This is a genomic window from Neoaquamicrobium microcysteis (genome assembly GCF_008180155.1).
GTDB lineage: Bacteria > Pseudomonadota > Alphaproteobacteria > Rhizobiales > Rhizobiaceae > Aerobium > Aerobium microcysteis.
On sequence record NZ_VSZS01000062.1, the window covers coordinates 252,320 to 277,205 of the forward strand.

The 24,886-nt window shown below is 63.8% G+C and carries 22 protein-coding genes and 1 riboswitch; of the genes, 13 read left to right on the forward strand and 9 right to left on the reverse strand.

What is annotated here, in order from left to right; genetic code table 11:
• Positions 1–32 precede the first annotated feature (32 nt).
• Together FY036_RS11805 and FY036_RS11810 are read left to right on the forward strand one after the other, a co-directional pair.
• Positions 33–1,301 (forward strand): alpha-hydroxy-acid oxidizing protein, encoded by a 1,269-nt coding sequence (locus FY036_RS11805; protein WP_148914928.1) that lies wholly within the window; start codon positions 33–35, stop codon positions 1,299–1,301.
• Positions 1,302–1,334: 33 nt separating this feature from the next.
• Positions 1,335–1,790 carry a MaoC family dehydratase gene (locus FY036_RS11810; RefSeq protein ID WP_148914970.1) on the forward strand — a complete coding sequence of 152 codons (456 nt, stop codon included), beginning with the start codon at positions 1,335–1,337 and terminating at the stop codon, positions 1,788–1,790.
• Between the two features lie 3 nt (positions 1,791–1,793).
• On the opposite strand, the gene maiA is transcribed toward FY036_RS11810, so the two are convergent.
• The 3 genes from maiA to deoC are packed head-to-tail and all read right to left on the reverse strand — an operon-like array spanning position 1,794 to position 5,896.
• On the reverse strand, positions 1,794–2,444 hold the full coding sequence (maiA, locus tag FY036_RS11815) for a maleylacetoacetate isomerase (RefSeq protein WP_148914929.1): 651 nt from the start codon (positions 2,442–2,444) through the stop codon (positions 1,794–1,796).
• Positions 2,445–2,473: 29 nt separating this feature from the next.
• Positions 2,474–4,852, reverse strand: coding sequence for an aldehyde dehydrogenase family protein (locus tag FY036_RS11820; protein WP_148914930.1), 2,379 nt, complete (start codon positions 4,850–4,852; stop codon positions 2,474–2,476).
• A gap of 12 nt (positions 4,853–4,864) precedes the next feature.
• Positions 4,865–5,896 (reverse strand): deoxyribose-phosphate aldolase, encoded by a 1,032-nt coding sequence (deoC, locus tag FY036_RS11825; RefSeq protein ID WP_148914931.1) that lies wholly within the window; start codon positions 5,894–5,896, stop codon positions 4,865–4,867.
• Between the two features lie 158 nt (positions 5,897–6,054).
• Positions 6,055–6,260, forward strand: a riboswitch (cobalamin riboswitch).
• A gap of 127 nt (positions 6,261–6,387) precedes the next feature.
• Between deoC and FY036_RS11830 the strand changes: the two genes are divergently transcribed.
• Both FY036_RS11830 and FY036_RS11835 read left to right on the forward strand, forming a co-directional pair.
• A complete protein-coding gene (locus tag FY036_RS11830; protein WP_148914932.1) occupies positions 6,388–7,635 on the forward strand; it encodes an aromatic ring-hydroxylating oxygenase subunit alpha in 1,248 nt (415 codons plus the stop codon).
• A gap of 19 nt (positions 7,636–7,654) precedes the next feature.
• On the forward strand, positions 7,655–8,746 hold the full coding sequence (locus FY036_RS11835; protein ID WP_148914971.1) for a hybrid-cluster NAD(P)-dependent oxidoreductase: 1,092 nt from the start codon (positions 7,655–7,657) through the stop codon (positions 8,744–8,746).
• 276 nt (positions 8,747–9,022) lie between these two features.
• Here FY036_RS11835 and FY036_RS11840 read toward each other — a convergent pair whose 3' ends face one another.
• From FY036_RS11840 to FY036_RS11850, 3 genes are read right to left on the reverse strand one after another with little or no spacing between them, the layout of a single operon-like run.
• Complete coding sequence (locus FY036_RS11840) at positions 9,023–9,805, reverse strand: MetQ/NlpA family ABC transporter substrate-binding protein (protein ID WP_148914933.1); 783 nt, start codon at positions 9,803–9,805, stop codon at positions 9,023–9,025.
• A 41-nt stretch (positions 9,806–9,846) separates the two neighbouring features.
• The gene (locus tag FY036_RS11845; RefSeq protein WP_148914934.1) at positions 9,847–10,512 is read right to left on the reverse strand and encodes a methionine ABC transporter permease; all 666 of its coding nucleotides are present in this window, start codon (positions 10,510–10,512) and stop codon (positions 9,847–9,849) included.
• Positions 10,502–11,632, reverse strand: coding sequence for a methionine ABC transporter ATP-binding protein (locus tag FY036_RS11850; protein WP_235897640.1), 1,131 nt, complete (start codon positions 11,630–11,632; stop codon positions 10,502–10,504). Before FY036_RS11850 ends, FY036_RS11845 begins: the two co-directional genes overlap by 11 nt.
• Positions 11,633–12,179: 547 nt before the next feature.
• On the opposite strand from FY036_RS11850, the gene dusA reads away from it, so the two are divergent.
• The gene (gene dusA, locus FY036_RS11855; protein ID WP_148914935.1) at positions 12,180–13,169 is read left to right on the forward strand and encodes a tRNA dihydrouridine(20/20a) synthase DusA; all 990 of its coding nucleotides are present in this window, start codon (positions 12,180–12,182) and stop codon (positions 13,167–13,169) included.
• Between the two features lie 85 nt (positions 13,170–13,254).
• Positions 13,255–14,085 (forward strand): sulfite exporter TauE/SafE family protein, encoded by an 831-nt coding sequence (locus FY036_RS11860; protein WP_148914936.1) that lies wholly within the window; start codon positions 13,255–13,257, stop codon positions 14,083–14,085.
• A 3-nt stretch (positions 14,086–14,088) separates the two neighbouring features.
• On the opposite strand, the gene FY036_RS11865 is transcribed toward FY036_RS11860, so the two are convergent.
• Positions 14,089–14,760: a retropepsin-like aspartic protease family protein gene (locus FY036_RS11865; protein ID WP_148914973.1), complete on the reverse strand. Its 672-nt coding sequence runs from the start codon at positions 14,758–14,760 to the stop codon at positions 14,089–14,091.
• 35 nt (positions 14,761–14,795) lie between these two features.
• Complete coding sequence (locus tag FY036_RS11870; RefSeq protein ID WP_148914937.1) at positions 14,796–15,032, reverse strand: DUF1289 domain-containing protein; 237 nt, start codon at positions 15,030–15,032, stop codon at positions 14,796–14,798.
• A 247-nt stretch (positions 15,033–15,279) separates the two neighbouring features.
• Between FY036_RS11870 and lon the strand changes: the two genes are divergently transcribed.
• Together lon and hupB are read left to right on the forward strand one after the other, a co-directional pair.
• A complete protein-coding gene (lon, locus tag FY036_RS11875; protein ID WP_148914938.1) occupies positions 15,280–17,688 on the forward strand; it encodes an endopeptidase La in 2,409 nt (802 codons plus the stop codon).
• A gap of 195 nt (positions 17,689–17,883) precedes the next feature.
• A complete protein-coding gene (hupB, locus tag FY036_RS11880; protein ID WP_148914939.1) occupies positions 17,884–18,156 on the forward strand; it encodes a DNA-binding protein HupB in 273 nt (90 codons plus the stop codon).
• A gap of 77 nt (positions 18,157–18,233) precedes the next feature.
• On the opposite strand, the gene FY036_RS24225 is transcribed toward hupB, so the two are convergent.
• A complete protein-coding gene (locus tag FY036_RS24225; protein WP_268932171.1) occupies positions 18,234–18,356 on the reverse strand; it encodes a hypothetical protein in 123 nt (40 codons plus the stop codon).
• 182 nt (positions 18,357–18,538) lie between these two features.
• Here FY036_RS24225 and FY036_RS11885 point away from each other — a divergent pair, with 182 nt between their 5' ends.
• The 5 genes from FY036_RS11885 (at position 18,539) to FY036_RS11905 (ending at position 24,827) form a co-directional block, all read left to right on the forward strand.
• Positions 18,539–20,095 carry an ABC transporter substrate-binding protein gene (locus FY036_RS11885; protein WP_148914940.1) on the forward strand — a complete coding sequence of 519 codons (1,557 nt, stop codon included), beginning with the start codon at positions 18,539–18,541 and terminating at the stop codon, positions 20,093–20,095.
• A 71-nt stretch (positions 20,096–20,166) separates the two neighbouring features.
• Positions 20,167–21,114, forward strand: coding sequence for an ABC transporter permease (locus FY036_RS11890; RefSeq protein ID WP_148914941.1), 948 nt, complete (start codon positions 20,167–20,169; stop codon positions 21,112–21,114).
• A complete protein-coding gene (locus FY036_RS11895; protein ID WP_148914942.1) occupies positions 21,111–23,039 on the forward strand; it encodes a dipeptide/oligopeptide/nickel ABC transporter permease/ATP-binding protein in 1,929 nt (642 codons plus the stop codon). The genes FY036_RS11890 and FY036_RS11895 overlap by 4 nt, the downstream gene beginning before the upstream one ends.
• Positions 23,032–24,048 (forward strand): ABC transporter ATP-binding protein, encoded by a 1,017-nt coding sequence (locus tag FY036_RS11900; RefSeq protein ID WP_148914943.1) that lies wholly within the window; start codon positions 23,032–23,034, stop codon positions 24,046–24,048. The genes FY036_RS11895 and FY036_RS11900 overlap by 8 nt, the downstream gene beginning before the upstream one ends.
• 8 nt (positions 24,049–24,056) lie before the next feature.
• Positions 24,057–24,827, forward strand: coding sequence for a FadR/GntR family transcriptional regulator (locus tag FY036_RS11905; RefSeq protein WP_148914944.1), 771 nt, complete (start codon positions 24,057–24,059; stop codon positions 24,825–24,827).
• The last annotated feature ends 59 nt before the right edge of the window (positions 24,828–24,886 follow it).

A 24,886-nucleotide genomic window follows, 5' to 3' on the forward strand; every position in this document is an offset into this window, starting at 1 on the left:
ATCGGCTGACTCGCCAGCCGCGGGAGGGAGAGATGAGCGACGCATCGAGGCAGGCACCGGCCGTTCAGCCGGGCAGGCTGCGCCAGACCGAGATTTACGTGACCGGGGTAGGCGGCGCACGGCCGGTGGTGCCGGTTTCGCCCGAAGCGCTAGAACGGCGTGCAGCGAGGCGCATGAGCCGTGCGGCGGCAGCCTATATCATCGGCGGTGCTGGCACCGAGGCTACGATGCGCGCGAACCGTACAGCATTCGAGAAGGTGCGGCTCGCGCCGAAGGTTCTCGGCGGCATCGGGTCGCGCGATCTCACCGTTGAGCTGTTCGGCCGCACGCACCGCGCGCCGATCCTGCTCGCGCCGGTCGGGGTGCTGGAGATGGTGCATCGCGACGCCGACCTGGCGGTGGCTCGCGCTGCCGCGCGCGAGGGCGTCGGCTATGTATTCTCCAATCAGGCGTCGGTGGCGATGGAGGACTGCGCCGCTGCCATGGGCGATGCGCCGCGCTGGTTCCAGCTCTACTGGTCGAGCGACGACGACGTTGTGCGCTCGCTGGTCTCGCGAGCCGAAAGATGCGGGGCGGAAGCTATCGTCGTCACGCTCGATACGACGCTGCTGGGCTGGCGGCCTCGCGATCTCGATCTGGCCTATCTGCCGTTCCTGCGTGGTCTCGGGCTGGCGCAATATCTGACTGATCCGGTTTTTCGCTCGAAGGTACCCGCCTCGCCGCCCGACTCTGGCTTCAGGCCTAAGGGGCTTGGCGTCGTTGCCGCAGCCCTCAGCCTTGTCCGCAAGGGCAGGCACCATGGCCTCTCCATGAACGAGATGAGGGCGGCGGTTGCACATTTCACCGCCACCTATTCGCGGCCCGACCTGAACTGGAGCGACATCGAGCGGCTGCGCGATATGACGAAGCTGCCGATATTGCTGAAGGGGCTGCGCCGTGCCGATGACGCCAGAAAAGCGGCCGAACTCGGGGTCGACGGAATCATCGTTTCCAACCATGGCGGCAGGCAGGTGGATGGAGAGACGGCGACGCTGGACGTGCTGCCTTCCATTGTCGCGGCTGCCGGAGACAGGCCGGTGCTGCTCGACTCCGGCGTGCGATCGGGAGCCGATGTAGCCAAGGCGCTCTCGCTTGGTGCACGCGCGGTGCTCGTTGGCCGGCCCTATGTCTACGGGCTGGCGCTCGCCGGCGAGGACGGAGTCGCCGAAATCATCCGCAACATCGTCGCCGAGTTCGATCTGACCCTGGCGCTTTGCGGCGTTGGCGGCGCGAACGAACTTAACGGCGACTGTCTTGCCTGAGGAACGGGAGAAGCCGGCTTGGCTGACGAGGAAATGACGCTTGCCTATCTCATGACGATGGTTGGCCGGGAACTTGGGGTGTCGAGTTGGGTGGAGGTCGACCAAGCGATGATTGACAGCTTCGCGGACACGACACGCGACCGGCAGTGGATCCATGTCGACGTCGAGCGCGCGCGGCGGGAGAGCCCTTACGGTGCGCCTGTCGCCCACGGCTTTCTGACGCTGTCGCTGATTGCCGGCATGTCCTACGAGATCGGCGCGCAGCCGAAGGGGCTATCGGCCTCCGTCAATTACGGGCTCGACAAGGTGCGGTTTCTTTCGCCGGTGAGGGTGGGTGCGCGCGTGCGTCTGCGCTCCACGCTCGTATCGCTGGAGGAAAAGAGCCCTGGTCAGCATCTGATGAAGACCAGCAATGTCGTCGAAATCGAAGGCGAGGAGCGGCCGGCGCTGGTTGCCGATACGCTGGTACTGCTGGTCAGCGAAGCATAAGCCTCATTCCGCGTCCGGTTGGCGGGCGGGAGCGGCATCGGCGAAGGCAGGCAGTTGCATGCAGGCGTCCCGAATCCGGCAGATCGTCGGGTAAGGGGTCATGTCGACGTTGAAACGGGCGTTGTTGGCCACCTGTGCGACGATGCAGATGTCGGCCATGCCCGGCGTGTCGCCGTGGCAGAAGCTGCCGGTCTCGGGGCTCTGCGACAGAATCTTTTCAAGCGGCTGGAAGGTTTCGTTGACCCAGTGCCTGAACCAGTCCGCTATCTCCGTGTCGTCGGCGCCATAGCGGCTGCGCAACGCGTTGAGGATGCGCAGATTGTTTACCGGGTGGATGTCGCACGCGATCATCTGGCTGAGCATGCGCACCCGCGCGCGACCCATTGCGTCAGCGGGCAGCAGAGGCGGCTCCGGCACCGTTTCGTTCAGAAACTCCATGATCGCCAGCGATTGCGCGATGACGGTGCCGTCGCTCCAGACCATCGCGGGCACCAGTCCCTGCGGGTTTATCGCCAGATAGTCCGGCGCGCGGTTCCCGCCGTGGCGAAGATGGTGCGCTACGTATTCGTAGCCGACGCCCTTGAGGTTGAGCGCGATGCGAACCCGGTAGGCGGTCGACGAGCGGAAGTAGTTGTGCAGAACGATCTCGCTCATCGCGCCTCCCCCTGTGGCTTCGCAGCGGCTCAGTCGCCGTAAGGCACCCAGACGTTCTTCACCTCGACGGCCCGGCGCAGGAAGCTTTCTAGCGCGCCTGCGGGGGAGTTCCAGTCAACGGCATAGCCGTTCGAGGTCCAGACCCGCTTGAGGTTGCCCGTCGATTCCAGCTCGGCCGCCTTGCAGGTCGCGCTGTCGGCAACGATCCACAGGCCGTCCACGTCGTCGTGCTTCGCCAGAACCGCGGCGAGTTCGCCGGTGCGGCCTGTGACGATGTTCACCGCGCCTGCCGGAATGTCGGACGTCTCGAGCACCTGGTAGAGATCGGTCGCGATCAGCGGCCACCGCGCGGACGGGACGGCGACCACGGTGTTGCCCATGGCGAGCGCCGGCGCCAGCAGCGAAACGAGGCCGAGCAGGGGGGCGTCGTCTGGGGCAACGATGCCCAGCACGCCCACGGGCTCGTTCAAAGCCAGCGTCACCGTGCGGGCAGGGGGATTGTGCACCGTGCCCTCGAATTTGTCGGCCATGCCGGCCGCTTCGAACAGCCGCTCGATGGAAGCGTCGACCTCGGCCTGTGCAGCCTTGGCAGACGCTCCGGTGAGCTGGGTCAGCCGTGCAGCGAACTCGTCGGCGCGAACGGCGAGGTTCTCGGCGAGGAAGTAGAGAACCTGCGCACGGTTGTAGGCGGTCGCCGAGGCCCAGCCCTTCGCGCCGCGCGCAGCGGTAACCGCGTCACGGACATCCTTGCGACTGCCCAGCCCGACCTCTCCGGCATGGCGGCCTTTGGCGTCGTGCACGGCCATGGAATAATTGCCGTCTGGCCGCACCTGCTTGCCGCCGATGAAAAGCTTCGGCGTGCGGTCGATGAACGAGCCATCGCCTTCCGATCGTTCCGCAACGCCGCCCGGCGCGTCGAAAGCCTTGATCTGCGTGGCCTTTACCTTCGCGGTTGCCAGATATTCGAGCATGCCCTCGCGTCCGCCCTCGCGCCCGAAACCGCTTTCGCGATAGCCGCCGAAGCCACATGCCGCATCGAACATGTTGGTGCCGTTGATCCACACGACGCCGGCCTTCAGCTGCGGCGCAACGTGGAGCGCGAGGTTGACGTTCTCGCTCCAGACGGAAGCGGCGAGGCCGTAGCGCGTGTTGTTGGCGAGCTCGATGGCCTCTTCGGTGTTGCGGAAACTCATCGCGACCAGCACCGGTCCGAAGACTTCTTCCTGCGCCAGAATGTTGGCCGGTCCGATATTGGTTGCGAGAACGGGAAGATGGTAACATCCTATCATAGGAAGCTCGCTCTCAGGGCTCCAGCACAGAGCGCCCTGCTTCTCGCCTTGCGCGACCAGCCCGCGCACGCGGTCGAGCTGGGTGCGGTCCACCAGCGGCCCGATATCGGTGTTCTTGTCGAGCGGATCGCCGAGCCGCAGCTTCGCCATCCGTGCCTTCACCTTGGCCAGGAACGCCTCGGCGAGGCCCTCCTGCACCAGCAGCCGCGAACCAGCGCAGCAGACCTGCCCCTGGTTGAACCAGATGCCATCCACGAGGCCTTCAACCGCCGAATCGAGATCGGCGTCCTCGAAGACGACGAAGGCCGACTTGCCGCCGAGCTCGAGTGACAGCTTTTTGCCGGAGCCGGCGGTGGCCTTGCGGATGATCTTGCCGACCTCGGACGAGCCAGTGAAGGCGATCTTGTTGATGTCGGGATGGTTGACGATCGCGGCCCCGGCCTCAGGCCCGCCATGCACGATGTTGACGACGCCCTTTGGAACGCCCGCCTTCTCGCAAATCTCGGCAAACAGTATGGCCGTCAGCGGCGTGAACTCGGCTGGCTTGAGCACGACCGTGCATCCTGCGGCAAGGGCCGGCGCGATTTTCCAGGCGAGCATCAGCAGCGGAAAGTTCCACGGGATGATCTGGCCGGCGACGCCGACCGCGGAATGGCCCGGAAACTCCTTGGCCAGCGACTGCGCCCAGCCGGCGTGGTGGATGAAATGGCGGATGGCCAGCGGTACGTCGATGTCGCGGCTTTCGCGGATCGGCTTGCCGTTGTCGAGCGATTCCAGAACCGCGAACAGCCGGGCATGGCGCTGCATGGCGCGGCCGATGGCATAGAGGACGCGCGCGCGCTCATAGCCTGACGCGGCCTGCCATTTCGGCAAAGCCTTGCGGGCTGCGGCCACGGCTGCGTCGATGTCGGCGTGCCCCGCCTCAGCGATGCTGGCCAGGTGCTTGCCCGTCGCGGGCTCGGCGGTGTCGAAGGTCTTGCCGCCTGTCGCCTTCTTCCACTGGCCGCCGATGAACAGCGATGCGGAGAAGTCGCGGGCCTTGAGCCAGGCGTCGGCCTCGTTGCGCGCCTCGGGGGCGGGGCCGTATTCCATGGCTTGGTAGCGTTCGAGAATGTTCAATGTCGTTCCCCGTCAGGCCATCGCGTGGCGATGGGCGGCCGAATAGCGGCCGGTAAGGTGGTGTTCGAGCTGGCGCTCGATGTCGGTGAGCAGGCTGGACGCGCCGAAGCGGAAGAGATCCGGCTCCAGCCAGCGGCGGCCAAGCTCTTCCTTCATCAGAACCAGCCAGTCCAGCGAGGCCTTAGCGGTAGAGATGCCGCCGGCGGGCTTGAAGCCGATCTTGAAGCCGGTGCGCTCCTCATAGGCGCGTATGGCGCGCGTCATGATGAGGCCGACGGGGAGCGTGGCGTTGACGCTCTCCTTGCCGGTCGACGTCTTGATGAAGTCCGCGCCGGCCATCATCGACACCATCGAGGCCAGCATGACGTTGCGTAGCGTCGAAAGTTCGCCGGTGCCGAGGATCACCTTGAGATGCGCCTCGCCGCAGGCTTCGCGAAACTGGGCGACCTCGTCGTACAGTTCCTGCCATTTCGCGCCCAGAACGAGCCCGCGGGGAATGACCACGTCGATTTCGTCGGCCCCGTCGCCTACCGAGGCGCGGATTTCAGCGATGCGTGTTTCCAGCGGTGAAAGGCCATGCGGGAATGCGGTGGAGACGGCTGCGACATGGATGCCTGTGCCCTCCAGCGCCTTCACGGCCGTCGCAACGAAGGGATGATAGACGCAGACGGCAGCCGGCCGGATGGCCGTGTCGCCGAGGCCCAGCCCGGCGATGAGGTCGGCGCTCAGCGGGTTGCGCGCCTTGGCGCAGAGCCGCCTGACGCGCTCGTCCGTGTCGTGGCTGCTCAGCGTGGTGAGATCCATCAGCGAGATGGAACGCAACAGCCAAGCCGCCTGGTTGTCCGCCTTGATGGAACGACGCTTCGTCAGCGTCTGCGCGCGGCGCTCAAGCGCCGAGCGGTTGACGTGGCGCATCTCCTCCAGCCAGCCGATGTCGAGCGCCATGCCGGGATTTCTCGGGAGGGCGCCATGCCCGGCCGGAGCCGCTTTCGGCAGCGCATGCAGGCTCGCGCCTGTGGTTTGTCGTGTCGGGGTGCTCGTCATGGCACTCTTCTTTTGTCCCTTTGGTCAAAGTTTGAGCAGCTATCGCACGAAATGGCGCGAAACGGAACGGCTGTTGCCCAGGAAGGATGAACCCTCCCGTGTCGTCTTTGCGTCCGCGCCGTGTCGCTTTCGCGGGTTTGCCGCAGGGCGGGTCATGCTTAGATACGCATGCCTGAGGTGCCGCTTCGTGACGATCGGAGCGGAGAATTGGGAAGCCGGTCGAAATCCGGCGCTGCCCCCGCAACGGTAGCGAAGCTGAAAGTCGCGACGGGAGACCACTGGACAAGAATGTCTGGGAAGGTGTCGCGACAGTCCAACAGGACGGCTTCGGAGCCCGGAAACCAGCCCTGGGCCTGATGCAACCGACTGATCGCGGTGGGCGGTCAAGAGGCGGAAACGTTCGGGCTGGGGCGAACCCCTGCCGCTCGACGCCCTTCCTTCCTCCATCACCACCAGTTCAGTCCTTGTGAGCGACGATGCGAGGACAGGACATGGATGCGCGCAACGAGATGCTGAGGCTGATACGCAGCCGCAAGCAGGGATATTCGCTGGAACAGCCTTTCTATATCGACCCGGATTTTCACCGGCTCGACATGGAGCTGATCTGGTATCGCGACTGGCTTTTCGTGGGTCACGATTGCGAATTGCCCAAGCCCGGCAGCTTCTTCACCGTGCAGGTGGGCGATTATCCGGTGGTGATCGTACGCGACCGCGAAGGCGGCATACGCGCTTTCCACAATTCGTGCCGCCATCGCGGCAGCCGCGTCTGCAACACGCACAAGGGCATGTCCGCGAGGCTGGTGTGCCCCTACCACCAATGGACCTACGATCTCGACGGTAAGCTGCTGTTCGCGCGTCAGATGGCCGACGATTTCGACCCCTCGCAATTCTCGCTAAAGCCGGTGGCCTGCGAGCGGGCCGGCGGATACATCTTCATCTGCCTCGCGCAGGAGCCTGCCGATTTCGCGCCGTTCCGCGCAATGATGGAGCCGTATTTCCTGCCGCACAGGCTGGCCGACGCCAAGGTGGCCTACGAGAGCACGATCATCGAAAAGGGCAACTGGAAGCTCGTGTGGGAAAACAACCGCGAGTGCTACCACTGCGCCGGAAATCATCCCGAATTGTGCAAGACGTTCCCCGAAGCGCCGACCGTGACAGGCGTCAACGGTGCTGAGAGCGACCCGGAAATGGTCGCGCACTGGGCGAAATGCGAGGCGGCCGGCTTGCCGTCGCGCTTCCGCATAGACGAGGCGGGGCAGTTTCGCGCCACCCGCGCACCGCTGCTGCGCGATGCCGTCAGCTACACGATGACGGGCAAGCGGGCGGTGAAGAAGAACCTGTCGGACAATGTCTCGGCTGACCGCATCGGCTCGCTGCTTCTCTACCACTACCCGACGACGTGGAACCACGTTCTGGGCGACCACGCGGTCACGTTCCGGGTGCTTCCGGTGAGTGCGACCGAGACGGCGGTCACCACCAAGTGGCTCGTCCACAAGGATGCGGTCGAGGGCGTCGATTATACGCTGGACGAACTCACCCACGTCTGGACCGAGACGAACGATCAGGACCGCCGTATCGTCGAGGAGAACGCGTTCGGTATCACGTCGCCCGCCTACGAGCCGGGGCCGTATTCTGAACTACATGAGGGCGGCGTCATCCAGTTCGTCGACTGGTACGCGTCCTTCATCGAACCGCGGCTGAGCGAAGGCCAGAAGCCCACGCTGAAGAGCGTGGCGTGAGGACGAGGCCATGAACGCGATGACGGATCCCGGCCTTTACCGCCACCTGGACGAGATGGCGCCGTGGAACGACCGGCTGCAGGTGCTGGAAGTGATCGGCATTGCCGACGAAGCTCCGGACGTGAAGACCTTCACCTTTCGCTCAGACAACCAGACATGGTTCCGCTACAAGCCGGGTCAGTTCATCACGCTGGAGTTGCCGGTCGGCGACGAGCCGATCATGCGCACCTACACCTTGTCGTCGTCACCATCGCGGCCTTTCTCGATCTCGGTGACGGTCAAGGCGCAACCGGGCAGCCTCGGCACCCGATGGATGCTGGACCATCTCAAGCGCGGCGATCATATCCGCGCCTACGGACCATCCGGCGATTTCTCTCATCATGACCACCCGGCGGCCAAGTATCTGTTCATCTCCGCCGGGTCGGGCGTGACCCCGATGATGTCGATGCTGCGCTGGTTCAACGACTGCGCGCCATGGACGGATGTCGCCTTCGTCAATTGCGCGCGCAGGCCGGAGGAGATCATCTTCCGCAAGGAACTGGAACTGCTGGGCAGCCGGATGCCGGGTCTTTCGCTCGGGTTCCTGATCGAGGAGCGCTCGAGCCGCGAGAGCTGGTTCGGCCATATGGGCCGCATCGATGCCGTGCGCCTGCCGCTGCTCGCGCCGGATTTCCGCGAGCGCGAGGTGTTCTGCTGCGGGCCCGAGCCGTTCATGCGCGCGGTGCGCGACATGCTTCAAGCGGCCGGATTCGACATGGCTCAGTATCATCAGGAGAGCTTTGCCGCGCCGGTTGCCGAGCCATTGCCGACGCCATCTGCCGACAATGCGGGCGAGGGGAAGGTTGAACCCACCCTGCCGGTGCGCTTCGCATTTTCCGATATCGACGGGCAGTGCGTTTCCGGGCAGACGGTGCTTCAGACCGCGCGCGCGTCCGGGGTTCGCATACCGGCCGCCTGCGAGTTCGGCCTATGCGGGACCTGCAAGGTGATGAAGCTGTCGGGAGAGGTCGAGATGAGCCACAATGGCGGTATCCTCGACCACGAGATAGACGAGGGCTTTATCCTTGCCTGCTGCTCGAGGCCTCTTTCCGCCATCGCGATCGAGGCCTGAGATGAGATCGTACGTCCAGGATATACTCTCGACAGATGCGAGGCGCTCTCGCCCGTCCGTTCGCCGCTCGCACAGGCAAGTCCGGAGGACGTCTTTCTCGCGTGGCTTATCGGGCTGCCCGATGGAACCGACATAGCAGCGGCAGCGCGCGATCGGGTCATTCGGTTGGACGAGGCGGGATTTTCATCGGAACCCGCGCGCAAGCTGCGCGGCTTGCTGGAGCAGGCGGCGGATAGCAAAAAGGAGGGGTGATCGCTCACCCCCCCGCGCGACTTGCTACCAGGCCGGAACCACGGCGCCCTTGAAGGTATCGAGTGCGAACTGCCTGACCTCGTCGCTGTGGTAGGCATCGACTAGCGGCTTTACCCATGCAGCGTCCTTGTCCACGCTCCGCACGGCGATCAGGTTCACGTAAGGTGCCTTTTCACCTTCGGAAAGGATCGGATCTTCCGCAGGGTTCAGGCCCGCTTCGATAGCGTAGTTGCTGTTGACCGCCGACGCGTCGGTGTCTTCGAGCGAGCGCGGAAGCTGTGCAGCGTCCAGTTCGATGAAGTTGAAATTCTTCGGGTTCTCGGTGATGTCGGCCACCGTGACGCGCAGGCCCTTCTCCTCGTTGAGCTTGATGTGGCCCTTGTCCGCCAGGATGAGCAGCGCGCGGCCGCCGTTGGTCGGGTCGTTCGGGATCGCGATGGTGGCGCCATCGGGCAGCGCCTCGAAGCTCTCATATTTGTTGGAGTAGATGCCCATCGGAAAATTCACTGTCCACGCGACATCCACGAGGTCAAAGCCCCGGTCGGCGATCTGGTTGTCCAGATAGGGCTTGTGCTGGAAAGAGTTGGCGTTGAGTTCGCCATCGTTGAGCGCCTGATTGGGGACGACATAGTCTGAAAATTCGAGAATCTCGATATCGAGACCGTCTCTGGCTGCAATCTCCTTCACCTTTTCAAGGATCTGCGCATGGGGGCCGGGCGTGACGCCGACCTTGATGGTCTCGGCTGAGGCGGCGCCGGCGAGAAGACCCAGCGTAAGGCTGGCGGCAAGTGCAATTCTGGCAAGCATTGGGAAGTCTCCTTGGGGTCAGTTTGCTTGGGATGGATGTGTCAGCGCGGACGGATGCGCTTGTCGAAGTGACGGGCCAGCCGGTCGCCGATGGACTGAATGGCTTGAACGAGCACGATGAGGACGACGACGACGGCCAGCATCACGTCGGGCATGAAGCGCTGGTAGCCGTATCGGATGCCGAGGTCGCCCAGTCCGCCGCCTCCGACAGCGCCGACCATCGCCGAGTAGCCGATGAGGCTCACGACCGTGAGCGTGAGGGCCAGCGTGATGCCGGGTCTAGCTTCTGCCAGAAGCACCTTCCAGACTACCTGCAAAGGAGAAGCACCCATGGCCCGCGCCGTCTCGATCAGGCCCGGATCGACCTCCCGGATCGCCGATTCCACCAGCCTGGCGACGAAGGGAATGGTCGCAATGGTCAGCGGGACGATCGCCGCGTTGGTGCCGATCGACGTGCCGGCGACCAGCCGGGTGAAGGGGATGATGGCGACCACGAGGATGATGAAGGGCGTGGAGCGCGTCGCATTGACGATGGCGCCCAGTATCCGGTTCGTCATCGGAGCCGCGAAAAGTTCTTCCTTGCCACTCGTCGCCAGGAATACCCCCAGCGGTACCCCGACCAGGGAGCCGACGGCGGCGGCGACGGCGACCATGTGGAGCGTCTGTCCGGTTGCGCGCAGGATGAGCCAGGCGATTTCAGGCGACATAGCCGAGAACCTCCGTCTTGAGCCCGCGCTGACCAAGGAAGGAACGCATGAGAGCCAATCTCGCCGCGTCGGCGGGAAATGAAACGAGCAGCGTGCCGAAGGGCTCGCCGGCGATCTCATCCACGGCACCTCCGAGGATGTTGAGTTCCAGCCCAAGCTCGCCGGTCAAGCGCGAGAGCACGGGATCGGTGGCGTGCGGCCCAGTGAATACGACGCGCATCACCGTCTGGCTCGCCGGCGAGGGCTCATGTGTCAGGCGGGCGGCCACATAGTCGGGAATCTGCATGCCCGGCACACCCGAAAGCAGCACCTTCGTCGTCTCGTGCCGGGGCGCACTGAAAATCTCGAAGGCGGAGCCGCGTTCCACGATCCTGCCCTTGTCGATCACCGCGACGTGGTCGGCGATGCGTTTCACCACCTCCATCTCGTGGGTGATGAGCAGGATGGTGAGGCCGAGTTCGCGGTTGATGCGCTTGAGCAGATCGAGCACCGATTGTGTGGTCTCTGGATCGAGCGCGGAGGTCGCCTCGTCGGAAAGCAGCAGCGCGGGCCGCGTCGCCAGCGCCCTGGCGATGCCGACGCGCTGCTTCTGTCCACCGGAAAGCTCGGAGGGATAGCGGTCACGCTTGTCGGCAAGGCCAACCAGGTCGAGAAGCGGCGTGACGCGCTTTGCGATGTCGGCGCGGCGAGTGCCCGCTATTTCGAGCGGCAGCGCGACATTGTCGAATACCGTGCGCGACGACAGCAGGTTGAAATGCTGAAAGATCATGCCGATGGATCGGCGAATATCTCGCAGGCCCGTTTCAGCGAGCGCGGCGACATCGGTGCTACCGACCATGACGCGGCCGGTAGTCGGCTTTTCAAGGCCGTTGATGAGGCGGATCAGCGTGGATTTGCCAGCGCCGGACCTGCCGATGATGGCAGTTATCGAACCGGCCGCAGCCGACAGGTCGATCCCGTCGAGAGCGGCTACAGCGGCACTTGCCTTGCTGGCGGGAAATACCTTCGACACCCCTTCCAGCCGAACAAGATCGGTTGGCACCCCCGAGGGGTTCTGCAAGAGCCCGACAGGTTCCAGATGGAGGGTATCCGGTGCGGCGTTGCGCGGAGCCATGTTCATCGAAAACTCCGCGATATGAGAGAGAGGCGGTAATGCGTCATGTCTTCTTTCCGTGCACCCGCAGTTCTTCCATTGCGCCGGCGTGCGAGATCCGTTCCTGAGGTTGGCAGCGGCCGGGCGAAGGATGCGCTTCAGGGGCGCGGGCTTCGATCCGCACCAAAAATCGTAATTTCTATGGATTTTGTAGAGTTAGGCTGTTCCAACTTTTGGGCCGTTCGTGGAAAATCGTTCGCCTGAGGGGTCGACGCCCCGGGCCCTGTCGGTGCCGGCGTGCGAAGACGAAAACTAATTTCGCAAGAGCTGTGCATTGTTGGAAAACGGTTCGTGCCAAAGCAGGGGAGAGAACCGCATAATGATTATGCCGGACTGACGATTCGTCTCCCGTGTTGCAGGCCGGTGTTCCCCTCTGGAGGTTCCGACCTTCCCCCTGCCGGGCCCCGATTGGCCCGGCTTCTTTCTGCCACCACATGCACGACGCGCACCAAGCCAGCGGCCGACGCGTTCGCCACCATTGGACAAACGGGCCGCGGAAAGTTATCGAGACCGCATGTTCGGAACCAAGCTCGCAGTCGCTCCCATGATGGACTGGACGGATCGGCATTGCCGGTTCTTCCATCGCCAGCTCACGCGGCATGCGTTGCTATATACGGAGATGGTGGTAGCCGACGCAGTCGTCCACGGCGATCGTGACCGGTTGCTCGGTTTCGACCAGACCGAGCATCCCGTAGCGCTTCAACTTGGTGGGTCGGACCCGGCCAAGCTTGCGCTTGCCGCCACCGTCGGTGCCCGATTCAGCTATGACGAGATCAACCTGAACGTCGGCTGCCCTTCGGACAGGGTGCAGTCAGGCACGTTCGGTGCGTGCCTGATGAAAGTCCCGGACCTCGTCGCGGAATGCGTTGCCGCGATGAAGGGCGCCGTTTCAATCCCGGTCACCGTGAAATGCCGGATCGGCGTTGACGAGCAGGACGTGGAGGAAGCGCTCGACCGCCTGGCGGACGGGGTTTTCGCTGCCGGCGCCGACGCGCTTTGGGTGCACGCACGCAAGGCATGGCTGCAAGGATTGTCGCCCAAGGAGAACCGGGACATTCCGCCGCTAGACTATCCACGCGTCTATCGTCTGAAGCAGCGATTGCAGAGTCGATTCATAGGGATAAACGGCGGCGTTCAGACGCTGGGCGAGGCCGAGGCGCACCTTTCCGCGGGGGTGGACGGTGTGATGCTGGGACGTGCTGCCTACCACAATCCCGGCCTGCTGGCCGAGGCGGACACGCGTTTGTATGGGGAGGAGGCGCGTCTCCCGGATTGGGAAGCGGTGGTGCACGCGATGGCGGAGCACGCTGCGCGCCACATCGAGAATGGCGGGCGGCTGGTGCATGTGACCCGCCATATGACCGGGCTTTTCCACGGGCTGCCGGGTGCGCGACGCTGGCGGCAGGTGCTTTCCACCGAAGCCGCCCGACCTGGTGCAGGCCCCGAGGTGCTTCGTAGGGCGTTTGCGGAAGTCCGGCTGGACGAACCGGCAGCCGCCGCCTGAACATTTACATCGCGGCCCATACCGGCTAGCAGCCGCATCACCTGATCTCTGTCACCTCATATCTGCCATCGGGAGACCTTGTTGAATGGCCGGACTTGACCTGCCCGTCGGCGAACTCGCCACATTCGCGTTCGCGATCGCCATTTCGGGCGTCGTATCCGGCCTGATGGCCGGCATCTTCGGCATCGGCGGCGGTGCCGTGCTGGTGCCGGTGTTCTACCAGGTGTTCCAATTGCTGGGCGTCGACGAAGCGGTCATCATGCACCTTGCGGTCGGTTCGTCCCTTGCGATCATCATTCCGACCTCGATCCGCTCCTTTACCGGCCACAAGGCGAAGGGCGCGGTCGACATGTCGCTGCTGAAGAAGTTCTTGATACCCGTTCCCGTGGGCGTGGTGCTGGCTTCCATTACCGCCGCCTACATCTCCAGCGAAGGGCTGCGGATCGTGTTTGCGGTGATCATGATCGTCGTCGCGTTCCGCATGCTCTTCAACCGTGACAGCTGGCGGCTCGGGCAGGACCTGCCGGGGAACCCCGCGCTGTCGATCGTCGGTGTGGTCATCGGCTATCTGTCCACGCTGATGGGGATCGGCGGCGGCGTGCTCAACAACACTTTCATGACGCTGTTCGGCCGGCCCATCCACCAGGCAGTCGCGACCTCGTCGGGCGTAGGCGTGCTGATCGCGATCCCGGGAACCATCGGCTATATCTGGGCAGGCTGGGGCAACCCGCTTCTGCCCATCGCATCGACCGGCTACATCAACTGGATCGCGGTTGCTCTCATCATACCCATCGCGCTGATCGTCACGCCCTACGGCGTCAGGATCGCGCACGCCCTGTCCAAGCGGAAGCTGGAAGTGGGTTTCGGGCTGTTCTGTATCTTCGTGTCGGCGCGGTTCTTCTGGAGCCTGTTGTAGCGCTCAATCGCGCAGGATCAGCCTCTCGCCGCGCATGTCGAAGCCCGACAGCGTGCCGATGAAGTTCATGCCCAGAAGGCTTCGATCCAGCTGGCCTTCCTGAACCACGAGCAGCGGAAGGCGCGTGCGCACGATTTCGCCCACCCGCAGTTCTTCGGCTACGATGCGCGCCGCGCGCGCCTGGCCGTTGGCGGTCATGATGGGTACGTCGAACGACAGCGTGTCGGGATCGTAGCCCGCGCGGCGGGCATCGGCAGCCGTCAGCACCGTGCCGGTAGCGCCGGTATCGACCATCACGGTGACGGGCGTGCCGTTGACCTCGGCGCGTACCTCGAAATGGCCGCTCGCCATGCGGTCGAGCATGACGGCCGCGCGGCCGTCCTCGTCGGTGATGGAAAGCGGGCTGCCGGGAACGAGGCCGGCGGTGACGCGGCTGGCGATGTCCTGCAGCTCGTAGCGATACTGGTAGCCGGCCATCAGAACCAGAATGATCGCGGCCCAGATCGCCATCGTACGCGCCGCCTGGCCGAAGCGGATGCCGGAGCCCAGCACGCCCACGGAGATGACAGCGGCAAGGATACCCAGATAGAGCGTTCGGGCGAAAGCTTCGTCCTCCATGCCGAACACCGAGCCGCTGTCGCCGGAGGCGAGCAGAAACACGAGCCCGAGCGCCATGACGCCAAGAATTATCCAGAGGAAGTTTCCGCCTCTCACTGCGTCGTCTCCCCCCGCTCTCGCGCCAGCCTCGTCCGGCGCGTTTCACGCCGTGGTTTGCGCTCCACGGTTTCGAGCCTTGCCGGGAGTTCGGCCATGACGGCACGTCGCGTTTCGGGCGTCATGGCAAGCCACGCACCGATTTCCTCGCGCGTGCGCCCGCAGCCGAAGCAATAGCCCGTCACCATATCGATGGAGCACACAAGGATGCAGGGAGATTCGATTGCCGTCATGGATTGCCCGTGCCGTGTTCACATCCACATGGGACAGCGGCAAGTGCAATGCAACCCTGCCGTTGCGTGCGGGCAAAGGCCTCTTGATCTTTCGATGCTGCAACGCCAACTAAAGACCTGTCCGATGGTCTGGAAATCCGTGCTGACAAGCCTCGAACCAGCTTCGACGGTAGGCGGATTGCCCGGCAATCGCTAATATGAGATTCGCGGTTGGCCATAGGGCGGCCGTGAAATGAAAGGTTGGACAATGACCAAATCAACCCGGTCCTCCAGCGCAGGTGTCTACGCAGTCCTCCCGCTGCGCGACATCGTCGTGTTCCCGCATATGATCGTGCCGCTTTTCGTAGGCCGCGAAAAGTCGATCCGGGCGCTGGAAGACGTGATGGGCGCCGACAAGCAAATCCTGCTTGCCACCCAGATGAATGCCGCCGATGACGATCCGTCGGCCGATGCCATTTACGATGTCGGCACGCTTGCCAACGTGCTCCAGCTTCTGAAGCTGCCCGACGGCACCGTTAAGGTGCTGGTCGAGGGCACCGCGCGCGCCAAGGTCAGCACGTTTACCGAGCGCGAGGACTTCCACGAGGCGCATGCCGAAATTCTGGCCGAGCCCGAGGAAGAGGAAGTCGAGATCGAGGCGCTTGCCCGCTCGGTGGTCTCGGACTTCGAGAACTACGTCAAGCTCAACAAGAAGATTTCGCCCGAAGTGGTCGGCGCTGCCAGCCAGATCGAGGATTACTCGAAGCTGGCCGATACGGTCGCCTCGCATCTTGCCGTGAAGATCGGCGAGAAGCAGGAGATGCTGGCAACGCTCTCCGTCAAGGAGCGACTCGAAAAGGCCATGGGCTTCATGGAGGCCGAAATCTCGGTGCTTCAGGTGGAAAAGCGCATCCGCTCGCGCGTCAAGCGCCAGATGGAGAAGACCCAGCGCGAGTACTACCTCAATGAGCAGATGAAGGCGATCCAGAAGGAGCTTGGCGAGGGCGAGGACGGCCGCGACGAGGCTTCCGAGCTGGAAGAGCGCATCAAGAAGACGCGCCTGTCGAAGGAAGCCCGCGAAAAGGCGGACGCCGAGCTCAAGAAGCTGCGCACCATGTCGCCGATGTCGGCGGAAGCAACCGTCGTACGCAACTACCTCGACTGGCTGCTGTCGATCCCGTGGCAGAAGCAATCGAAGGTCAAGAAGGACCTCGACTTCGCGCAGAACGTGCTCGATACCGACCATTTCGGTCTCGACAAGGTCAAGGAGCGCATCGTCGAGTATCTGGCCGTGCAGAGCCGTCAGAAGAAGCTGAAGGGCCCGATCCTGTGCCTCGTCGGCCCTCCCGGCGTGGGTAAGACCTCGCTTGCCAAGTCGATCGCCAAGGCTACCGGACGTGAATATGTCCGCATGGCCCTGGGCGGTGTGCGCGACGAGGCCGAGATCCGCGGTCACCGCCGCACCTATATCGGCTCGATGCCCGGCAAGGTCATCCAGTCGATGAAGAAGGCGAAGAAGTCGAACCCGCTGTTCCTGCTCGACGAAATCGACAAGCTGGGCCAGGACTATCGGGGCGACCCGTCTTCGGCGCTGCTGGAGGTGCTCGATCCGGAACAGAACTCGACCTTCATGGATCACTACCTCGAGGTGGAGTACGACCTGTCGAGCGTGATGTTCGTCACCACGGCGAACACGCTCAACATTCCTGCGCCACTGATGGACCGCATGGAGATCATCCGTATCGCTGGTTACACCGAGGATGAGAAGGTGGAGATCGCCAAGAGGCACCTGCTGCCCAAGGCGATCCGCGACCATGCCCTTCAGCCGAAGGAGTTCGCGATCACCGACGAGGCGATCCGGGCAGCGGTCCAGCAGTATACCCGGGAAGCAGGCGTGCGCAGTCTGGAGCGCGAGCTGATGAAGCTCGGCCGTAAGGCTGTGACCGAAATCCTGCGGACCAAGAAGAAGTCCGTGAAGATCACCGACAAGAACCTTGCCGACTATCTTGGCGTGCCGCGTTTCCGCCACGGCCAGATCGACGGAGAGGATCAGGTGGGCGTCGTCACCGGGCTGGCATGGACCGAGGTGGGTGGCGAACTGCTGACCATCGAAGGCGTGATGATGCCGGGCAAGGGCAAGATGACCGTTACGGGCAACCTGCGCGACGTGATGAAGGAGTCGATCTCGGCTGCGGCATCCTACGTACGCTCGAGGGCCATCGATTTCGGCATCGAGCCGCCGCTGTTCGACAAGCGTGACATCCACGTCCACGTGCCGGAAGGTGCTACGCCCAAGGACGGCCCTTCGGCGGGTACGGCGATGGCGACTGCCATCGTGTCGGTGCTGACCGGCATTCCAGTGCGCAAGGATGTCGCCATGACCGGCGAGATCACACTTCGCGGCCGTGTTCTGCCGATCGGAGGTCTGAAGGAGAAGCTGCTGGCAGCCCTTCGCGGTGGCATCAAGAAGGTGCTGATCCCCGAGGAGAACGCCAAGGATCTGGCGGAAATCCCGGAGAACGTGAAAAGCGGCCTCGAAATCGTCCCGGTCAGCCGGGTGGGCGAGGTGCTGCGTCATGCTCTCGTGCGCATGCCCGAGCCCATCGAATGGGTGGAGCCGGTAGAGCCCGCAGCGGCCAAGCCGGACGACGCGAGTGCGGCCTCGTTGGCCCACTGAACGTTGGGGAAACCGCTACAACCGAAAAGGCCGGGTCTTAACCCGGCCTTTTTTTGCCTGTAACCCGCAGAAAACCGGGAAAAACCGGGGCCTCGGACGCTTTTGGCACTTGGTGTGAATGGCCTGATTTTCTAAAGTGCGCATCCTGCCGGTTGAGTCGAATGACCGGCCTTTCACAGGGAAGGGAATTCTTTAATGAACAAGAACGAACTCGTATCCGCCGTCGCGGACGCCGCCAAGATCTCCAAGGGTGACGCCCAGTCGGCTGTCGACGCGGTGTTCTCGGTCATCACCGGGGAACTCAAGAGCGGCGGCGACGTACGCCTCGTCGGCTTCGGAAACTTCTCGGTTTCCAAGCGCGAAGCTTCGACCGGCCGCAACCCGCAGACCGGTGCGGAAGTGAAGATTCCGGCCCGCAACGTGCCGAAGTTCTCGGCCGGCAAGGGCCTCAAGGACGCCGTCAACTAAGGTTTCGACCTGGACGACATCTTGAAAAGCCGGGCTTGCCCGGCTTTTCTTTTTTCAGCCATCCTTGGTCAGTCGGCTCACCTGCGCGGCAAAGACTTGCCGCCGCGGTCCCACGTCATGTCCGCGAAGGTGAGGACGGCGGCGAAGAAAGCGAAAGCCGCGATGATCCCGCCAAGGGTGATGATCGTCTCTGTCGGCATGGTCGTGTGCTCCATTTTTGCGATGATGCAGAGTAGGAGCCCGACGCGTTGGGGCATTGATGTGAGTCAAGCGCATGTCCATCCGCCCGGCGATGGCCAATTAATCATGATAAAATATTGCGCGGCATAATTTATCATGATTAATTCCCCTCAAGGTCACAAAGCCAGAAAGGGATGGTCCCATGAGAAGATTGATTGCCGCGGCTGCTGCGGCTTGCATCATGGCGCTTTCGCCCACCGCCAACGCACAGACGCCGCAGAACGTGGTCGTTGTCGGACAGATCGCCGAGCCCCAGTCGCTCGACCCGCACGCGGTCACCGCGACCAACGATTTCCGCATCCTCGTCAACATGTATGACGGACTGGTGCGTTTTGCCGACGGCACGCTGGAGGTGGAGCCTGCATTGGCCGAAGGGTGGGATATCTCGGAGGACGGGCTGACCTACACGTTCCAGCTTCGCCAGGGCGTGACCTTTCACGACGGCACGCCATTCAACGCGGAAGCGGTGAAGTTCAATTTCGACCGGATGCTGGACGAGGCGCACCCGTTCCACAATACGGGACCGTTCCCGCTCGCCTTCTTCTTCTCGTCAGTCGAGGAGGTGACCGCCGAGGATGAGCACACGGTGCGCTTCCAGCTAAGCGAGCCGTTCGCGCCGTTCCTGTCGAACTTGGCATATCCCACGGGACTGATCGTCTCTCCCGCGGCCGTCGAGCAGCATGGCGAGGATTTCGGGCGCAACCCGTCAGGCACCGGCGCATTCATGTTTGGCGAATGGCAGGGAAACCAGCGCGTCGTGGTAACTGCCAACCCGGACTACTGGGACGGCGCGCCGGCGCTGGAGGCGGTCGTCTTCCGACCGATCACCGATGCAAACACCCGCGTGGCGGAGATGCTGTCGGGCGGGCTCGACATCATGGTGGAAGTACCACCGGATTCGATCGCGCAGTTTCGCGACGCGCCAGATTTTCAGGTGTTCGAGCAGGCAGGACCGCACGTCTGGTACCTCATCCTCAATATGAAAGAAGGCCCGTTTGCGGAGCAGGCGGTGAGGCAGGCTGCCAACTACGCGATCAACAAGGAATCTCTGGTGACCGACGTGCTGCAGGGTACAGCCGAGGTGTCGGCAGGCCCCGTGCCTCCTGCCTTCGCATGGGCCTACAATGAAGACGTGCAGCCCTATCCCTATGATCCCGACCGTGCGCGCGAGTTGCTGGCAGAAGCAGGCTATGATGGCGAGGAGATCGTCTTCTACGTGACCGAAGGCGGCTCCGGCATGCTCGATCCGGTTGCGATGGGCACCGCCATCCAGGCGGACCTGGCGGCCGTCGGCATGAACGTGCGGATCGAAACCTACGAGTGGAACACTTTCCTCGGACAGGTGAACCCCGGTCTTGAAGGAAAAGCTGACATGGCCGAGATGGCGTGGATGACCAACGACCCCGATACGCTGCCGTTCCTGACGCTGCGGACGGCGGCATTCCCCGACGAGGGTGGGTTCAATTCAGGCTACTATTCCAACCCGGATGTGGACGAGCTGCTCGACCAGGCCCGCATGGTGACCGACCCGGAGGAGCGCGCCGAGCTCTACAAGGAGGTGCAGGCCATCGTTCATGACGAGGCCCCTTGGGTGTTCGTCGCCAACTGGGTGCAGGGCGCGGTGACGACGGCCAATGTGGAAGGGTTTTCGCTTCAGCCGTCCTTCTTCCTCATGCTGCACGACGTGGTGAAGAACTGAGGCGCTTCGCCTGACAAGCCAATGTTCATCATGAACACCCTTCCGGAGCTCCCACCTCGTCAGGAATGGCGATGAGCGCCTACATCTTCAAGCGCCTGCTGGCGCTGATCCCGGTGCTGTTCGGGCTGTCGATCATCGTCTTCCTGATGATGGCACTGATCCCGGGCGACCCGGCGACGGCCATCCTCGGCAACTTCGCGACGCCCGAAAACGTCGCGCGGCTGAACGCCCAGCTTGGCCTCGACCGCCCGCTGCCGCAGCAGTACCTGATCTGGCTGGGCAACCTGCTGCAGGGCGACCTCGGCCGCTCCTTCGCGCTCAACCGGCCGGTTCTGGACGAGGTGATCGAGCGGTTCTCGGCAACGCTGATCCTTGCCGGCGCGGCGCTGGTGCTGTGCTCGGTGCTCGGCCTTCTGGCGGGCATCGTCTCGGCCGTTCGGCAGTTCGGGTGGACAGACCGGATGATCACGCTGTTCGTACTGATCGGCATTTCGACGCCGTCGTTCTTCCTCGGGCTGATGCTCATCCTGTTCTTTGCGGTGAACCTGCGCTGGTTTCCTGCAAGTGGCATGTACGCGATCTATGGCGGAGGCGATCTCCCGGACCTGCTCTACCACCTCGTGCTTCCGGCGGTTACGCTCGCTGCGGTCGCTACTGGGGTCATCGCACGCCTGACCCGCACCGCGATGCTCGAAGTCCTGCGGCAGGATTATATCCGCACGGCCCGCGCAAAAGGCCTGTCGGAGCGGCGCGTCATCTACCGCCACGCATTCAAGGCCGCACTTGTCAGCGTCATCCCTGTGATCGGAATCCAGGCGGGCTTCGTGCTCGGCGGGGCCGTCTACATCGAAACCGTTTTCCAGTGGCCCGGCATCGGGGCGATGCTGGTCAACGCCATCTCGACGCGCGATCTCCTGCTGGTGCAGGGCGGGGTGCTGGTGGTCGCCACCAGCTATGTGCTGTTCAACCTCGCGGCCGATATCGTCCAGTCGATGCTCGATCCGAGGCTGCGGCGATGAGTGCCGTTGCCAATCCCCGTTCGTCGGGCAGGCCGGATGCCGTGCGGCTGATGCTGAACAACCGGCTGGCGACGGGCGGGCTGGTCATACTTGTCGTCATGGTGCTGCTCGCGCTTCTCGCGCCGCTGTTGCCGCTGGCGGACCCGAACGCCACAGCGCCCGCCAATCGGCTCATTCGTCCGCTCTCTGAAGGGCATCTGTTGGGCACCGACGCATTGGGCCGCGATATCCTTTCACGCATTCTCTGGGGGCTGCGCGTCAGCCTTGCCGTGGGTATCTCGGCGACCCTGATTGCGGCGTTCTTCGGCTCGCTGATCGGCCTCGTTGCTGGCTATGCCGGCGGGCGTACCGACAACCTGCTGATGCGCGGGGTCGATATGCTGATGGCGTTTCCCTACATCCTGCTGGCGCTGGCCATCGTGGCTGTGCTCGGGCCGGGGCTTATAAACGCGCTCTATGCGATAGCCGTCGTGAACATCCCCTTCTTTGCCCGCAACATACGCGGCGTCACGCTCGGGCTGGCGCGGCGGGAGTTCGTGGACGCGGCGCGGCTTTCGGGCAAGTCGCACCTGCGCATCCTTACCGGGGAAATCCTGCCCAATGTCGCGCCGGTGATCGTGGTGACGATGTCGACGACGGTCGGCTGGATGATCCTCGAAACGGCCGGACTGTCATTCTTGGGGCTCGGTGCACAGCCGCCTCAGGCGGATCTCGGCTCGATGCTCGGCGATGGCCGGCGAGTGCTGTTCAACGCGCCGCATGTCGCGATCGTGCCGGGTCTGGTCATCTTCCTGCTGGTGATGAGCATCAACCTCTTTGGTGACGGCGTACGCGACGTGCTCGACCCGCGCCTGAAATCCGGTGCTCTGGCCCGGCCGATGGGGCGCACGGCCATTGATCCACGCGCCGGCGACGCCATGCCTGCACCGGCGACGGAAGCGGTGCTCGACGTCGTTGCGCTCAAAACGCAGTTCCAGCTGGGTCGCAAGACGCTGCGCGCGGTGGACGACGTCGATCTTAGGCTGCGCGAGGGCGAGTGTCTCGGCATCGTCGGCGAGTCGGGTTCGGGCAAGTCGGTCACCGCAATGTCGATCATGGGCCTGGTGCCGACACCGCCCGGCCGCATTGCCGGCGGCACGATAGATTTTCGCGGCGAAGACCTGCTTGGGGCATCGGACGCCCGGATACGCCAGTTGCGGGGAGGGGCCGTGAGCCACGTCTTCCAGGACCCGCTTTCCACCTTGCATCCATTGTTCACGGTGGGAGACCAGATCGTTGAGGCCATCCGCGCGCATCAGTCGATCGGGCACCGCGAAGCGCGGACAAAGGCGAGAGACCTTCTGGCGATGGTGCGCATTCCCAACGCGGCGCAGCGTCTGGACGCCTATCCCCACGAGCTCTCCGGCGGGATGCGCCAGCGTGTGGTCATCGCCATGGCGCTGGCGAACGACGCCGAGCTGCTGATCGCGGACGAGCCGACGACGGCGCTCGATGTCACGGTTCAGGCTCAGGTGCTGTCGCTCATGAACGGGTTGCGGCGCGAAAAGAAGACCTCGATCCTTTTCATTACTCACGATTTCGGGGTCGTCTCGGCCATCTGCGACCGCGTAGCGGTGATGTATGCGGGGCGCATCGTGGAGACCGGAACGGCACGGCAGGTGCTGGAAAAGCCGGCTCACCCCTATACCCGCAAGCTCATCGATTGTGTTCCGGTGTTGGGCCAGTCGGACCGGCGGCTTGACGCCATCGAGGGATTGCCGCCCTCGGTCGACGATTTGCCGGAAGGTTGCGCGTTCGCACCGCGCTGCCCCTTTGCGCAACCCGAGTGCCGGAAGGGGGAAATCCCTCTGTTTGCGCTGGCTGACGAGCGCGCGGCGCGCTGCCTGTTTCCGCTTTCGGCCGCTCGGGAGGTGGTCGATGCATAGCACGGTCGAACCCCTGATGCGGGTCGAGGGCGTCGAGCGCATCTTCGGCGGTCGGCGCAAGCTTTTTGGAGGCCACAGAGCGGGTGTCCACGCCGTGCAGGACGTCTCGCTGGATATAATGCCCGGCGAAACGCTCGGTATCGTGGGGGAGTCTGGCTGCGGAAAGTCGACCCTGGCACGCATGCTCGTGGGGCTGGATCAGCCGACCGGCGGTTCGATCCGCTTCAAGGGCCGGGACATCGCCGATACGCTGCGCAATGACTTCAACGGTCTCGCTCGAAACATCCAGTACGTCTTCCAGGACCCGGTTTCCTCGCTGAACCCACGCAAGACGATCCGTTCCATCCTCGAAGCACCGCTTAAGCATTTGCTTGGGCTTGGCAGAAAAGAGCGCGCGGAGCGGCTGGGAACGCTCATGGATGCCGTCAACCTGCGGCCCGAATTTCTGGAGCGCTACCCTCACGAGTTCTCAGGCGGGCAAGCGCAGCGAATCGGTATTGCGCGCGCTCTGGCGGCCGACCCCGAACTGATCGTTCTCGACGAGCCCGTGTCGGCTCTCGACGTTTCGGTGCAGGCGCAGGTTATCAATCTGCTTGCCGACCTCAAAGCGCGCTTCGGCCTGACATACGTGTTCATCAGCCACGATCTGTCTGTGGTGGAAAGCGTGAGCGACAGGGTTGCCGTCATGTATTTCGGCCGGCTGGCTGAACTGGGGCCGGCGAGGGCGCTCTTTGCCGACCCGCGGCACCGCTATACACGGCTGTTGCTGGATTCGGTGCCCGCGCCTGGCAAGCCGATAGTGGCATGCGAAGGCAGCGAGGGCGACCTGCCTGACCCGTACGATCCTCCAGCCGGCTGCGCATTTGCGCCTCGCTGTCCGGCGGCCGACGATCTGTGCAGGTCGCAGCGGCCTGCTCTCGATGCAGGCGCGGTGGATGGCGCGCATCTGGCCGCTTGCTTCCACCCGCCACTGCTGACAGGAGAGACAGCGGGAGACGGGCAGCTATAGGGCGGAATATGGCAAGGGACGAGACAGCGCTGGTTGTCGCGCCGGAGAAGAAGCGCAAGCGCTCCGATTTGCTGGCGGCGCGCATCCGCGATCTCATTTCCCTCCACGGCCTGTCGCCCGGCGACCGCATCCCCCAGGCATGGCTCGCCGAGGAGGAGATGAAGGCCTCGAAGGGCACGCTGCGCGAAGCCATGAAGGCGCTGGAAACTCAAGGGCTCATCAAGACGCGGACAGGCCCCGGCGGCGGCGTGTTCGTCGCCGCGCTTTCCGGCGAGCAGGCGATGGACCTTCTCAACAATCTCTTCCTCTTCAACCAGCCTGGCATCGCAGACATCTTCGCCCTGCGCAGGCTGGTGGAGCCGGAGCTGGTCGCAGACCTAGCGGGGAACGTCGAGCAGAAGCAGCTCGAAGCGCTGCAGGCAACGATAAGGCTCTACGAGGCTGCACCGAAGACCCCTGACGAAGCATTGCAGCACCGACTGGCCGATCTTGCGTTCCACTCCGTACTGGCCAATCTCGGCCGCAACGGGCTCATGGGGTTCGTCTGCATTTTCCTGCTGCGGCTTCTGCGCGACCTTGCGGAGCGCCGCGCCGCGGCTTGGGCACCGGACCCCGAGTTTCAGGAGCGCACGCTCGACTTTCAACTGAGACTCGTCCGGTTGCTCCGGTCGGGCGACGCGCAGGGCGCGAGAGCGCTGATGGAGAGCCGGCTGGCCGAAACGGAGCGGCAGATGGTGGATCACACCGGGATTAGTCACGTTGGAGAAGGCAGGGAGTGAGCCGAACTGGGCGACCGCAATGAGCATGTCCAGGTGGATGGATGCGCCCACCCTACGGA

What these genes read in the sequence shown, in the direction of transcription:
- FY036_RS11850 (WP_235897640.1), bottom strand. Translation starts at nt 11,632, where the DNA reads ATGAACATGGCTCCGCGCAACGCCGCACCGGATACCCTCCATCTGGAA.
- FY036_RS11865 (WP_148914973.1), bottom strand. Translation starts at nt 14,760, where the DNA reads ATGGCGCTCGGGCTCGTGTTTCTGCTCGCCTCCGGCGACAGCGGCTCG.
- FY036_RS11830 (WP_148914932.1), top strand. Translation starts at nt 6,388, where the DNA reads ATGGATGCGCGCAACGAGATGCTGAGGCTGATACGCAGCCGCAAGCAG.
- FY036_RS11890 (WP_148914941.1), top strand. Translation starts at nt 20,167, where the DNA reads ATGAGCGCCTACATCTTCAAGCGCCTGCTGGCGCTGATCCCGGTGCTG.
- dusA (WP_148914935.1), top strand. Translation starts at nt 12,180, where the DNA reads ATGTTCGGAACCAAGCTCGCAGTCGCTCCCATGATGGACTGGACGGAT.
- FY036_RS11905 (WP_148914944.1), top strand. Translation starts at nt 24,057, where the DNA reads ATGGCAAGGGACGAGACAGCGCTGGTTGTCGCGCCGGAGAAGAAGCGC.
- FY036_RS11885 (WP_148914940.1), top strand. Translation starts at nt 18,539, where the DNA reads ATGAGAAGATTGATTGCCGCGGCTGCTGCGGCTTGCATCATGGCGCTT.
- FY036_RS11895 (WP_148914942.1), top strand. Translation starts at nt 21,111, where the DNA reads ATGAGTGCCGTTGCCAATCCCCGTTCGTCGGGCAGGCCGGATGCCGTG.
- deoC (WP_148914931.1), bottom strand. Translation starts at nt 5,896, where the DNA reads ATGACGAGCACCCCGACACGACAAACCACAGGCGCGAGCCTGCATGCG.
- FY036_RS11860 (WP_148914936.1), top strand. Translation starts at nt 13,255, where the DNA reads ATGGCCGGACTTGACCTGCCCGTCGGCGAACTCGCCACATTCGCGTTC.
- FY036_RS24225 (WP_268932171.1), bottom strand. Translation starts at nt 18,356, where the DNA reads ATGCCGACAGAGACGATCATCACCCTTGGCGGGATCATCGCGGCTTTC.
- lon (WP_148914938.1), top strand. Translation starts at nt 15,280, where the DNA reads ATGACCAAATCAACCCGGTCCTCCAGCGCAGGTGTCTACGCAGTCCTC.
- FY036_RS11870 (WP_148914937.1), bottom strand. Translation starts at nt 15,032, where the DNA reads ATGACGGCAATCGAATCTCCCTGCATCCTTGTGTGCTCCATCGATATG.
- FY036_RS11900 (WP_148914943.1), top strand. Translation starts at nt 23,032, where the DNA reads ATGCATAGCACGGTCGAACCCCTGATGCGGGTCGAGGGCGTCGAGCGC.
- FY036_RS11840 (WP_148914933.1), bottom strand. Translation starts at nt 9,805, where the DNA reads ATGCTTGCCAGAATTGCACTTGCCGCCAGCCTTACGCTGGGTCTTCTC.
- FY036_RS11810 (WP_148914970.1), top strand. Translation starts at nt 1,335, where the DNA reads ATGACGCTTGCCTATCTCATGACGATGGTTGGCCGGGAACTTGGGGTG.
- maiA (WP_148914929.1), bottom strand. Translation starts at nt 2,444, where the DNA reads ATGAGCGAGATCGTTCTGCACAACTACTTCCGCTCGTCGACCGCCTAC.
- FY036_RS11845 (WP_148914934.1), bottom strand. Translation starts at nt 10,512, where the DNA reads ATGTCGCCTGAAATCGCCTGGCTCATCCTGCGCGCAACCGGACAGACG.
- hupB (WP_148914939.1), top strand. Translation starts at nt 17,884, where the DNA reads ATGAACAAGAACGAACTCGTATCCGCCGTCGCGGACGCCGCCAAGATC.
- FY036_RS11805 (WP_148914928.1), top strand. Translation starts at nt 33, where the DNA reads ATGAGCGACGCATCGAGGCAGGCACCGGCCGTTCAGCCGGGCAGGCTG.
- FY036_RS11835 (WP_148914971.1), top strand. Translation starts at nt 7,655, where the DNA reads ATGACGGATCCCGGCCTTTACCGCCACCTGGACGAGATGGCGCCGTGG.